The 13,650-nt window shown below is 30.8% G+C and carries 9 protein-coding genes and 1 pseudogene; all 10 read left to right on the top strand.

What is annotated here, in order from left to right; all coding sequences use genetic code 11:
• Positions 1-2 precede the first annotated feature (2 nt).
• The 10 genes and pseudogenes from CLOCL_RS20500 (at position 3) to CLOCL_RS20460 (ending at position 13,491) form a co-directional block, all read left to right on the top strand.
• Positions 3-1,322, top strand: coding sequence for an O-antigen polymerase (locus CLOCL_RS20500; protein WP_014257115.1), 1,320 nt, complete (start codon positions 3-5; stop codon positions 1,320-1,322).
• Positions 1,323-1,352: 30 nt separating this feature from the next.
• Complete coding sequence (locus CLOCL_RS21365; RefSeq protein ID WP_014257114.1) at positions 1,353-2,303, top strand: glycosyltransferase; 951 nt, start codon at positions 1,353-1,355, stop codon at positions 2,301-2,303.
• A 166-nt stretch (positions 2,304-2,469) separates the two neighbouring features.
• Positions 2,470-3,501 carry a dTDP-glucose 4,6-dehydratase gene (gene rfbB / locus CLOCL_RS20490; protein WP_014257113.1) on the top strand — a complete coding sequence of 344 codons (1,032 nt, stop codon included), beginning with the start codon at positions 2,470-2,472 and terminating at the stop codon, positions 3,499-3,501.
• Positions 3,502-4,378: 877 nt separating this feature from the next.
• Positions 4,379-4,552: pseudogene (locus CLOCL_RS24005) on the top strand (WaaS/CpsH family glycosyltransferase); the annotation flags it as partial.
• 304 nt (positions 4,553-4,856) lie between these two features.
• Positions 4,857-6,140, top strand: a complete 1,284-nt coding sequence (locus CLOCL_RS20480; protein ID WP_014257112.1) for an IS110 family RNA-guided transposase — start codon at positions 4,857-4,859, stop codon at positions 6,138-6,140.
• 254 nt (positions 6,141-6,394) lie between these two features.
• Positions 6,395-6,529 carry a hypothetical protein gene (locus tag CLOCL_RS23610; RefSeq protein ID WP_257196250.1) on the top strand — a complete coding sequence of 45 codons (135 nt, stop codon included), beginning with the start codon at positions 6,395-6,397 and terminating at the stop codon, positions 6,527-6,529.
• A 105-nt stretch (positions 6,530-6,634) separates the two neighbouring features.
• Entirely contained in the window at positions 6,635-8,011 is a 1,377-nt protein-coding gene (locus tag CLOCL_RS20475; protein WP_014257111.1) for a capsular polysaccharide export protein, LipB/KpsS family, read from the top strand.
• A gap of 1 nt (position 8,012) precedes the next feature.
• Positions 8,013-9,458 (top strand): lipopolysaccharide biosynthesis protein, encoded by a 1,446-nt coding sequence (locus tag CLOCL_RS20470; protein ID WP_014257110.1) that lies wholly within the window; start codon positions 8,013-8,015, stop codon positions 9,456-9,458.
• Positions 9,459-10,236: 778 nt separating this feature from the next.
• Entirely contained in the window at positions 10,237-12,081 is a 1,845-nt protein-coding gene (locus CLOCL_RS20465; RefSeq protein WP_014257109.1) for a polysaccharide biosynthesis protein, read from the top strand.
• A gap of 429 nt (positions 12,082-12,510) precedes the next feature.
• Positions 12,511-13,491 (top strand): NAD-dependent 4,6-dehydratase LegB, encoded by a 981-nt coding sequence (locus CLOCL_RS20460; RefSeq protein WP_014257108.1) that lies wholly within the window; start codon positions 12,511-12,513, stop codon positions 13,489-13,491.
• Positions 13,492-13,650 lie beyond the last annotated feature (159 nt).

Here is a 13,650-nt window from a genome sequence, read left to right as displayed (position 1 = left end):
AAATGGAAAAAGGTAAGAGAAATATTAATTGTTATAATAAAATATTTGAAGTGTGTTTTATTTCTTTTATGTATCTCATATCAGCTATAATTTATTATTATAATAATATTATTGCAGGTATGTTGCTTATTTTTACAGCTGTTTTTATATTCGTAATAAATTATAAACAGAATAAAACAATTGCGGATATATATTTGTTGTTTTGGTCTTCATGGCTTGGTACTTTAGGATTAGCTATGTTAAGACTATTGAGATATCAACAGCAGTGGAAAGTAGAATTCTTTCTTATAACATATATAGGTTTAATGAGCATGATAATTGGTACTTTTATTGGGAAAAGCTTTAAATTAAGAAATAAAATTATTAAAAATAATTTTAAATTAAGTTACTATACAGTGATTTTTGGTACAGCCATAGCTATTTTAATGTCTATATTATCATATTTAAGGACTGGGATTATACCGATTTTGTCTGATAAGTTGACAGCATACCATGACCATTATACCAGATTTTATGTTATTCAAGTGGGAATGATGCCATTAGGAGGTATTGCTTACTATGTATTAAGAAGCTTTAACCTTAAGAGACATCAAAAGTTGATTATGTATTTAGCAATGTTTATACATCTGTTTGTTTTTCCAATTATATATGTTGCCAGAGGTACTTTCGTTACATGTATCTTTTATGTACTACCAATTTTATATTATTATACAAAAAATAAAAAGAGATTTTTAAGAATAGGGGTTGTGGTGTTCTTAATACTCTTACTGGTTATTACTAGTTCTAGAAATTATAGTAATGAGCAAGTTGAATTCTTTTTTCAGCCTAAAGAAGTTTCAATTTTAAATTTTAATTTTAAGCTATCTAATAATCTAGTAATGGTGTACAGTTATTTAACAATTAGTCATGATAATTTTAATTATAATATTGACAGAATAGATAGCTTTTCCTATGGAGGGAGAATGCTTGAACCATTTGAAGTTATACTCAGAACAGATTTTTTTAATAAATTAAGGCTAGATAATAAATTAGAAAATATCTCTTTTGGATTGAACACGCATAATATGATGGGAATAATATACTATGACTTTGGTATATTAGGGATAATTGCTGTATTATTTATATATGGATTTATATTTGGAATAATTGAAAAAACTTTTAGATATTCAATTAATCCGTATATTTCATTGATATATGGTGGAGTTTTAATAGTTGTTTCATTAGGCTTTTTTACAGCATGGACAACACAATTTACTTTATGGATGTGGTGGGGACTTTCCTGTATATTATGGAAGATTAGCCCAAAGCAACGCAATGTTTAGTTATATGAATTGGACTGTAGGAGGACTTTTATGATTAGTGTGTGCATGGCGACGTATAATGGAGAAAAATTTATTGAACAGCAATTAGCATCTATTTTACACCAGACTATACAGCCAGATGAAGTTATAATATCTGACGACAATTCATCTGATAACACATGTGAGATAATAAAAAATTTTATAAAAAAGAATTCTTTAAATGAGAATTGGAAGTTATATATTAATGATACTAATTTAGGTTATCCGCAGAATTTTTATGTTGCTATGTCAAAGTGTAAAGGAGATATAGTGTTTCTCGCTGATCAAGATGATATTTGGAAAAATGATAAAATTGAAAAGATGGTTGATATATTAGAGAAGTATCCTAAAATTGATGTATTAAGTTGCAATCATAATTTAATTGATGTTAATGGAGAAATTATACACTCATATATACCTAGAATAAGAAGTAAAAAAACTTCTCTTTATCCTGTAGATGCAAAAGACATTCTAAAAGGTTTTCATTGGCCTGGAATGACAATTGCTTATAGGAATACTTTTTATAAAAAGATCGAGAAAAGCTTAAATGGCTCAAATATAGCACATGATTTTGCTTTATGTATTACTGCAGCATCGCAAGAAGCATTTTACTTTTATAATTATATTGGTGCTTTTCATAGAAGACACTCTAGTAATACAGGATTATCAGAACATCGAATTTCAAAGTTGTTAAATTTAGACAGGAAGCTAAGAGATATTAAAGTGTACAATACAATGCTTGAGAATTCATTAAAATTGAAACCTATAATAAGTAAAACCACATACAATTTAATTGATATAAAATTACAACTATCGAAGAAGCGGTATAATTATTTAGCATGTAGAAATTTTTGTGGTATTCTAAAAATGTATGCTTTAAATTTAAAAATATTGAGAGTAAGCTCATTATTTTCTGATTTTTGGCTTTTAATATTTGGAGATTATAAAAAACTTGAAAAATAATTTTTAGTATTATCAATAGTTTTTTGCATTAAATAAGCAATTATTTGCATAGAATTTAATATTTTTTTGATGATATGCAACAAACTTATAACTGCTTTTATTTTAATTACTTAGTAGGAAATGGAGAATAAATATAATTTAGATAAAGTGGGGAAAGAGGTAAAATATGAAAGTATTAATTACTGGCGGTGCAGGTTTTATAGGAAGTAATTTCATATTCTATATGTTGGACAAACATCCTGACTATGAAATAGTTTGTTTAGATGCCTTGACTTATTCGGGTAATTTAACTACACTTTTCAATGTTATGAAAAATCCTAATTTTAGATTTGTTAAGGGGGATATTACTGATAGGGAACTTGTTGATAGGCTATTTAGAGAGAAGAAATTTGACTTTGTTGTGAACTTTGCAGCAGAATCTCATGTGGATCGATCGATAGAAGACCCTGGTATATTTTTAAAAACAAATATAATTGGAACACAAGTGTTAATGGATGCTTCAATAAAATATGGGGTAAAAAGGTTTCACCAAATATCAACAGACGAAGTCTATGGTGATTTACCTTTAGATAGGAAAGATTTGTTTTTTACTGAGGAGACTCCTATTCATGCTTCATCCCCATACTCGGCGTCTAAAGCATCAGCTGATTTGTTGGTAATGGCTTATTACAGGACTTATAAGTTGCCAATTACTATTTCCAGATGTTCAAATAATTATGGTCCATATCATTTTCCTGAGAAATTGATACCTCTTGTAATAACTAGAGCTTTAAACGATGAAACTGTTCCGGTATACGGGACAGGCCAAAATATTAGAGATTGGCTTTATGTGACCGATCATTGCACAGCTGTGGATTTAATTCTTCATAAGGGTAAAGAAGGTGAAGTGTATAATATTGGTGGGCATAATGAAAAATCAAATCTTGAAGTAGTTAAAACAATTCTTAAGGAATTAGGTAAACCTGAGAGTCTTATAACTTTTGTAAAAGACAGAGCCGGACATGATTTAAGATATGCTATAGATCCATCAAAGATTACGAGAGAATTGGGTTGGGAACCTAAAATTGGATTTGATGAAGGTATAAAGAAGACAATTAAGTGGTATTTGGAAAATCGATCATGGTGGGAAAATATCATTTCCGGAGATTATAAAGATTACTACAGGAAAATGTATGAAAGCAGGGAGAATAGTTTATAATATAGTTTTTAGCAGCCGGATTTTACGGGCATTGCATTGGTATATTTATTGGAGGAGAAAGGATGTTAGCCTTATTTCAAGTGTTTTAATTTTAGGAGACGGGGTAAATTAGTTGGATAAAACTTTGGCAAAGTGGCTTTTACAAATATAGTTTTTTACGAATACAGCTGACGTATTATTAAAACAATAGTTGAATTGGGATATAAAGTCGATGTTTTTTGTCAGGATTCTAGATTAAATTTATGGGGTAGGAGTATGCAACGGAATAATTGAGGATATTAATTGAATAAATCCATTGAAATGCAAAAGAGACTTACTGACAACTTGGAAAATAAAGTTTGATTTTATTTGTGTTATAAGAAAGAGATAAATTAAAAGCAAAATTTTTAAAACGGTTAAAAGAACTAAACTCTAATGTTAAGATGATACTTTATTTGTGGGATGATATAAAAGAACATCAAATTTTAATAATAAGGTGTTTTTTAATAAGAATATATACTTTTGACAGGGATGATATGAAAAAGTATAATCTAGAGTTTTTACGTTTATTTTTTGTAAAGAATTCGTATGCGATAGCAATAAAAAACAATAGATGTTTGCTTTTCAGGATGGAATCATTCCGATCGAAGAAAAATACATGAAAAATTGCGTGCTTTCTTTTAGGAAAATAACTCGAATTACTATTCTTACATGTATACTGGACGTAGTGTTGTATTTAGAAGAAAGCTGGAACAGCTGGATTTAGAAAGAACTGGAATATATAAAATATAAAACACTTTCTTTAGATAGAAGTGCAGAATTAACCCGATCTAGTAAAGCGCGGATTGATATTCAACATCCAAGTCAAAAGGGATTGACAATGTGAACTCTTGAATCTTTAGCTTCAAATACGAAGTTGATTTCTACAAATAAGGACATTATGAATTATGACTTTTATACACGGGCCAATATTGCTATTGTTGATAGGGAGGCCCCTAAGATAGATTCGGATTTTTTTAATATTCCTTATCAGGAAATAGATATGGGAGTTGCCGAAAAATATTCGTTATAAAATTGGGTGATAATTGCATTGTAGGTGCCAATTCCGTAGTTATAGGAGAATTCCAAGGATATAGTGTATTGGGAGGAGTCCAGGTGCAATTATAAAAGGTATGATTTTGATAAAGGTGCATGGAGAAGGACAAATAAAAAAGTGAATTTATAGATGATATAGCATAATTTAAATGCACTTTGAAATAAGGAGCATTCCTATAATGAAATAAAATAGATTTTGAAAAAGTAGATGCCTAACTGTAAAATTTGAAATGTGAGTTCACTGAAATAACCACAAATCAAAAACACAGGAGGCATCTAATATGAAGTATACACAAAATGAAAAGATAATGCAAATAAAAGAAACGACATTGATCATCGGAATTGACGTGGATAGTGAGAAACACTACGCCAGAGCTTTTAGTTTCAGAGATGTAGAGTATGGAAAACTGTTGATTTTCAATAACAGTGCTGAAGGATTTGCAAAGCTCAAAGAATGTACAGGAAAGATAGCAGAAACCGAAGGCTTTACCGAGGTAATACTTGGGATGGAGCCGACAGGACACTATTGGTTCAACCTTGCTGAGAATACTATGAAAAGCGGGATGCGCATTGTACTAGTAAATCCGCATCATGTAAAGAAAAGCAAGGAACTAGATGACAACAATCCCACTAAGAGTGACCGTAAAGACCCAAAAACCATAGCAATGTTGGTCAAGGATGGGAGATATATTGAGCCATATATTCCGGAAGGTATTTATAAGGAGTTAAGGTCAGCCATGGACAGTCGGTGGAGACTAGTAAAGGAAATTTCAGCAGTCAAGAACCGTATCAGCCGATGGATAAGTATCCACTATCCTGAATTTATCAAGGTATTTGGCAATTGGGAAGGAAAAGCTGCATTATTGATACTGAAAGAATGCCCGACACCCAAGAAGGTTGTTGAAAGAGGGATTGAAGGTATCATAGCCATCTGGAAGGAACATAAAATACGGGCAGTAGGAATAAAAAGAGCGGTGATGCTTGTGGAATCCGCAAAGATTTCTATAGGAACAAGCGAAGGACTTATATCTGCAGAAAATGAAATTTCAATGTTACTTGAGGACTATGAGAGAAAAATGCGACAGCTTGAAAGAACAATGGTTCTAATAGAGGAAATGGCAATGCAGATTTCCGAGTTTGAGAAGTTGCTTGAAATCAAGGGTGTGGGCCTTGTGATAGCTGCTGGTTTTTTAGCAGAAGTAGGAGATATTTTAAGATTCAAGCATCCAAAGCAGATACAAAAGCTGTCTGGGCTAAGCCTTAAAGAGAACAGTTCCGGTAAGCATAAAGGACAGACAACCATATGCAAGCGTGGAAGGAAGCGACTACGATACTATTTAACATTCGGTATTATGCCATTGCTGTCTAAGAATGAGGAATTCCGGGCATTACACCAATATTATACGACGAGGAAGGAAAGACCCTTGAAGAAAAAGCAATCCATGATAGCTTTAAGCAATAAATTAATACGAATATTTTATGCAATACTGACGAAAGACATAGCTTATGATTCACAAAAGATGATGAGTGATATAAAAAGGCCAGAAGCAAAAGCAGTAGCATAATTAGAATTGCTTAAGGAATACATTGTCCTCGTAAGGTAGACAAGGGTAAAACTGCGTTCGGTATGAGTCGACCCTTGACAAAGATACTTACGATGGTACGTGCAATCAGATAAAGAAAAACAAAAATTTTCCAATTTTGAAAATAGAATTTGATCTTTGATAAGATGAGCCGGATAGTCGGGATGAATTTACACCTTAAGGGCTTAAGACCCCGTGAAGGAGCTTGACTGACATCCACCTCACGGACAGACAGAATGAAGGAATTAAGGGCATTGACCCAGTTAGATTTGGGAGGTTTGTTGCTGGAGTATATGTGGATATCCATGGCCGTGATACTGAAAAAAGACGCAGTTTCATTGGGATACACATTGTCATCCATAATTATATAGTAATACAATATCTGTCCATATAGCTTGTTTTGAAAAAGATGAAAAACTATGATTGAGTGAGTATGAGTACGAAAAACTAAAAATTATTAGGGAGGTATATAAGTAATGAATATTGTGGAATACACAAAAGTATTTCATCATATGGAAATGGAAGCCAAATTGTTTGAATTAAAGACATCTGATAATATTTACTTTTGGGATATTGTTAGGTATGATGTGTTTTTTTTCATATATAGAAGTATACAAGGAGAAAAAGATGCCGATGTTAGTAATATAAAATCCAGGAATTTTTTGTTAAAAGTTTTAGGCGGATTATTCTTTTTAATTAATGACTTAAGGTACTTGATTAGGAATAGTGGTAAAAGGAAGTATTTAGTTTATAGAAGTAGTAGAAATTATATTAATGGAGAAGAAGTAGATATTATATCGAATGATTATATGAAATTAATAGGTGATGATTGTTTTGTAATTGAAAGCTTTAATAAGCATAAAGATGGTATTTCCTTTAACAATCTTGCTCTATCGATATATAGAAAAATTTATTATACTTTGAGTAAGAGTAAAGATAGATATAATATTGACAGCATAGTAAAAGATACTTTTGGAGTGGATGTTCACTTAGATAAATTTATAAAAGTAAAGATAGCTTATTTTAGGGCAGAAAGAAACTACTATAGATGGTTATTTAAGAAGCTAAGGCCTCAGGCTATATTTTTTGTCCTAAACGGAATTCAAAAAGCTATAGTGTATGTAGGCAAAGAGATGAATATTCCTGTAATTGAATTTCAACATGGATTAATCAATTATTGTCATCCTGCTTATTCATATCCGGATGGAATTGAAAAGTATAAAAATAATGAATTTATTGTTCCGGATGATTTTTTTGTTTTTTCTGAATATTGGATAAAAAATGTTAATTATCCTGTTAAGAGAGTTTATCCTATGGGGAATTCCCACTATTATACTTTTTTGCCTCCTGTAAATGGGGATAGGGATGAAATAACTTTTATTTCTGCAGATATATATCAGAAGAAAATTGAAGTGTATTTGGATTATTTTCTTAAGCACAGGCCAGAAGCTAAAATTAATTTAAAACTTCATCCTAATCAAAAAAATGAAGTGCAAGCAATACGACAGAAATATAGTGCATATAAAAATGTAAACGTGTATTATAATGAAGTCACTGTTAATGAGTTATTTGCCAGGAGCAAGGAAGTTATTTTATTGGCATCAACTTGCGGATATGAAGCTATTCAACATGGATGTAATCTGGGAATAATAAGAGATGAAATGAGTTATTGCATTCAAGATTTATTTAGTCATCCAAACACAAGGCTACTAGATACACCGGAAGATATTTTGGATATTAACATGAATAAACCTATTACTACGATTTTTTTTGAAAACTTTAAAGTAGATGAATTTCAGAGATATATGCTAGAGCTTGAAAAAAATACAAAAAGAGAGAACTTGGGGGCTTAATATGGGGGTTTCGGATACAAGTTTTATTAAATCAATATTTAAGTTTTCCATTTCCTCATGGGTTAATTTTTTTATAAGTATTTTGTCTGTTATTATTACTACAAGAATATTTTCTCCTGAGATGTATGGAAGTATCAATATGTACAATAGCGCTTCAAGTTTATTTATGGGAATAATATGTTTAGGGCTGGATAGCGGTTTTTTAAGATTCTATAATGAGCCGCCTAAAGGATACGATGAAAAGCAGTTAATGGCAAAATGTATGAGTTTGCCCGTACTGTTTTTGCTTGGAATTATAGTTTTTGTTGTTCCGTTCTTTTACAAGGATATTTCGGTTTTGTTATTTGGCAAAGTCAGTTTACTTGCCGTTATATTACTTTGTATAAATACAATGTCTCTTGCAATATTAAATTTTTTTTCCATAGCATATAGAATAAGTAATGATGCAAGAAGATATACAATACAAAGTATATTGGTGCAATTTTTTACAAAAATCTTTGTAATAACAGCTGCTTTATTTAACCCCAAACTTGAAACTGTTATTATTTTTAATACAATTGGTGTTTTTGTGCTTTCGATAATATATTTTAAAATACAAAAAAAATCAGTATTGCCCTCTAAAATTAATTGGTCGATGCAAGGTTTTTCAGAGGTTTTTAAATATGCTATATTTTCATGGCCTACGGTTATTTTGATATATTTAAATAGTTTTTTTCCTCAAATGATTATTAAAAACAACTTAGGAGATTATGAGTTAGGCATTTATTCATCAACTGCTTTTTTTGTCGGAGCTTTAGGAGTAGTTCTAAATGGGTTTAAGACTTATTGGGCTTCATTTATGTATGCAAATTATAAAACGGAGCGCTCAAAAATTATCAAAATCCATGATTACGTTGTTTTGTTAGTTGTGTTTATTTTAAGTTTTTTTATTGTTTTTCAGAATTTGTTGTATGGGTTAATAGGAATTAAATTTCATCAAAGTAGGTATTTTTTTACGTTAGTTTTAGTTTATCCTTTGTTTAATTTGATATCTGAAACTACTTCCTATGGAATATCAATTGCTAAAAAGTCTCAAACAACTTTAGGAATTTTTTTGCTTTCAACTGCTGTAAATTTAGTGTTTGGCTGTATTTTTGTGAACTGTTTCGGTACAGTTGGAGTTGCAATTGCTTCAATGTTGTCAGCTTTTGTACAACTTGTGATTTCTACAATTATAGGACAAAAATACTATAGAACTATAAAAGACCCTAGAAGAACTTTTATATCCATATTATTAATACTAGTTTTAGCATGTTCAAATTATTTTTTTGCTGAAGAGTATATTTTTGAGCTGTTTGCAGTATTTATTTTAAATGCTATAATAATAATTGGTTATAGACAAGAGCTATCAGATATAATCAGTTTAAGTACTGCTTTTATTAATAAATATAAACGTCCAAAAGTGTAGATATTGTAAATAAGTCTTTTATTCATAGAGAAAATGAGCAGAGAAGAGATATGGATCTATATCGGATTAAATCGAATAGAGTTTGAAAAGAAATACAAACCTTTATCATTGCTGAAAAGAAATTAATTATGAAGGCAGCTTGCAAACGTGGTTGAAAAAGCTTATTATGATGGAGATGAAGTTATAAAGCAGCGAATCCATAGGGTTGAAGATGAAATAATATATAGAGGCTAAAGGGTTGAATTTTTAGTACTCTATTTTCTTGTAATAATCATTACTTTACCCTATATTTCACCTTTAAGACAAACCAAGATGATTAATAATGATTTACTGAGATTATAGAAGAGTGCAAGCGGATTGTAGCAAGTGTTACAAAAGAAGAAAGTTATCTTATTTTTACTTGTACAATAAATTAAAAAGTATAATTAGAGAAATTTAAATATAGATTATTATACCTAAAGGGTATTATCTTGATAAGATAGATAATTTAGTTTAAGCTGAAGAAAAAATAGTAAAACATTGTGTGTGATAAATGAATATGTTTCAAATTCAGGAAAAGGTAAATAAAACAACAAATGTAAGTGGAAATGATTAAGAACAAATGGTATACTGCTGTTGTGGAAGAAAGGATGCAGTATTTGATAGCCTGCTATTGTGAAATAAAACTAAATGGAGATTTTTATTAATGTTCAGGTCTATAGAAATATGCGAAGAAAGCTGAAATTATACGATAATTAGGTTAAGTTTAATAAGTACCTAATTAGCTAGGGGGTTAGCTATGAGGCAAAGAATAAGAACAAATGCATTAATTATATTTGATATAGTGTTGATTAATTTTTCGTTGATTTTGGCATATTTGCTAAGGTTTGATTTTAGTTACAAAAATATACCAGTATGGCACTCGCAGTTTATAGTTAGACTTCTAATAGTATCATCTATTGTTAAAATTATTACATTCATAGCATTTAAATTGTATAACAGTCTTTGGAAGTATGCAGGAATATATGAGATGGGATTAATAGTAGGCGCATCTTTTGTAAGTAATTCAATAATGATATCTTATGCGTTCCTGTCTAAGACTCGTGTACCAAGAAGTATATTTCCAATTTGTATGCTCACGGATATATTTTTTATAGCAAGTGTAAGGTTTGCATACCGTATTTTTAGGAGGGTAGTGAAGGGAGAAATAATACGTATAAAAAACTCAAAGAGAGTGTTGATATTTGGTGCCGGTGAGGCAGGTGCCATAATTGTGAAGGAAATGAAAATACATCCTGAACTAAAGAGTACACCGGTGGCTATAATTGACGATGATATATTTAAACAGGGGAAGAAAATAAACGGGGTACCTATAGTAGGACAGAGGAAAGACATTGCAACAGTAGTTGAAAAAAAGCAAATTGATGAGATAATAATTGCCGTTCCGTCTGCAAGCAGAAAAGATATAAATGAGATATTTGCAGAATGTTCAAAAACACAATGCAAGGTAAAAATATTACCGTCAGTTTCACAACTTATTGATGAATCGGTAGTAATGCAGAAGGTAAGAAATGTTAATATAGAAGACTTACTTGGACGGGAACCGGTAAACCTTGATGTAAATGAGGTGGCTTCTTATATAAAAGGTCAGGTTGTTTTAGTAACCGGTGGTGGTGGTTCAATCGGTTCTGAACTTTGTAGACAGATTGCTGAATTTGAACCTAAAAAGCTGATTATTTTAGATAACTATGAAAATAATGCCTATGACATCCAAAATGAATTATTGCATAATAAGCCAGGATTAGAACTTTGTACGATAATTGCAAATATAAGAGAGAAACAAAGAATGGAAAGTATTTTTAGAATGTATAAGCCAGATGTAGTATTCCATGCTGCAGCCCATAAACATGTTCCGCTTATGGAGGCTAATCCTACTGAGGCTATTAAAAATAACGTGTTTGGCACTCTTAATGTGGCTGAATGTGCGGACAAGTATGGTGTAAAAAGGTTTGTGCTAATTTCTACAGACAAAGCAGTTAATCCAACCAATATAATGGGAGCCACAAAGAGGATTGCCGAGATGATAATTCAAGCATTAAATCGTAATAGTAAGACCGAATTTGTTGCAGTAAGATTTGGAAATGTTTTAGGAAGCAACGGAAGTGTAGTACCATTATTCAAAAAGCAAATTGAACAGGGAGGACCGGTTACAGTAACGCATCCGGAAGTTACAAGATTTTTTATGACCATACCTGAGGCGGTTCAGCTGGTTATACAAGCCGGTGCTATGGCAAAAGGCGGAGAGATATTTGTTCTTGATATGGGAGAGCCGGTTAAAATTGTGGATCTGGCAAGAAATTTAATAAAACTGTCGGGATATGAACCGGATATAGATATTAATATTGAGTATACCGGGCTTAGACCGGGAGAAAAACTTTATGAAGAATTGCTTCTTAAAGAAGAAGGGCTTGAAGCAACTAAGAATAATAAGATATATGTGGCCAAGCCCATTCACACCGATTTAGCTCTTTTAAAAAGAGAGTTGGATTGCCTTAAGGAGATAATTACAAATAATCCGGAAGGAATATCAGATTATATAAAGTTAATTGTACCAACTTACAAAAAAGTTGAAAACGGCAACTAAAAAGAATCAATTAAAATGGGCAGTCCTTTAGGAGTGCCCATAAAATTATTATCAAGGTTTTCAGTTTTTCTTTATTCGACTGTCAAATAACACAAGTTTTGAGATAATAAACTATTACCTTTACTTAAAATCTATAAGTGTGACATATTTATTTGTCGTGTCCATGTTGCATAGGTAGGATGGATTATATTATAATTATAAAAGTATATTTGCATTATTTTTTAATAAGCTTAAAGACTAAAAGATTAAATAAAAAGTTTTTATTTTATCTTATATTTTTTTTATTATGAATAGTGTTAAAATAGATTTTATAAATACCCATATTAAAAAATGTATAATAGGTACTAAAATATTATATAATAAGCATTAAAATAATTATAAATGTGTTGTTAATAGAATTATTAAAAAAATATCGTTAGGAGAATTATTATGAAAAAAGTTCTTGTGACTGGTGCTGATGGTTTTATTGGAAGTCACTTGACCGAAGAATTAGTAAAACAAGGATATAATGTAAGAGCGTTTGTATACTATAATTCATTTAATACTTGGGGATGGTTGGACTCATTGCCTAAAGAAATTATGGGTGAGGTTGAAGTTTTTGCTGGAGATATAAGGGACCCTAATGGTGTGAGGGAAGCGATGAGAAATATAGATGAAGTTTATCATTTAGCTGCATTAATAGCAATCCCTTTTAGTTATCATTCGCCTGACTCTTATGTAGATACTAATATTAAAGGTACTTTGAATGTTTTGCAAGCAGCACGTGAATTTAATACCGGCAGAGTATTGATTACTTCAACTTCAGAAGTTTACGGGACGGCTCAATATGTACCAATTGATGAAAAGCATCCTTTTCAAGGACAATCTCCATATTCTGCTTCAAAAATTGGGGCTGACAGATTGGCAGAATCTTTTTATCGAAGTTTCAATGTTCCAATTTCAATAGTCCGCCCTTTTAATACATATGGACCTAGGCAGTCAGCAAGAGCTGTAATACCTACAATAATTACTCAATTGCTTGATGGAAAAGAAGTTATAAAACTTGGTTCGTTAACTCCGACAAGAGATTTCAACTATGTTAAGGATACAGTTCAAGGGTTTATTGAAATAGCTAAATCGGATAAAACTATTGGTGAAGAAATAAATATAGCTACTCAAAAGGAAATTTCTATTGGTGAATTGGCAGAAGAATTGATCAGACAAATTAATCCAAATGCAAGAATAATATGTGACGAGCAAAGAATTAGGCCTGAAAAGAGTGAAGTTAATAGACTTTTAGGATCAAATGAAAAAATTAAAAGACTTACAAAATGGGAGCCTAAGTATTCATTGAAAGAAGGTCTTGCTGAAACTATAGATTTCTTTAAAAACAACCTGAATAAATATAAAACTGATATATATAATATTTAAATGCAATTGTTTAGTATGTCAATTTTATTAAGATATACGATTTAAATATATTAAGTTTGGATATATATTAGTGAATGAGTATAAATATTTGTAAGACTTAATTTCCCAACTGGAGATGAATAAGAATAAGTAAATGAGTAAGCATTTACTAAAATTAAT

Source organism: Acetivibrio clariflavus DSM 19732 (genome assembly GCF_000237085.1).
Classification (GTDB): domain Bacteria; phylum Bacillota; class Clostridia; order Acetivibrionales; family Acetivibrionaceae; genus Acetivibrio; species Acetivibrio clariflavus.
This window is presented reverse-complemented; position numbering and strand designations above follow the sequence as displayed.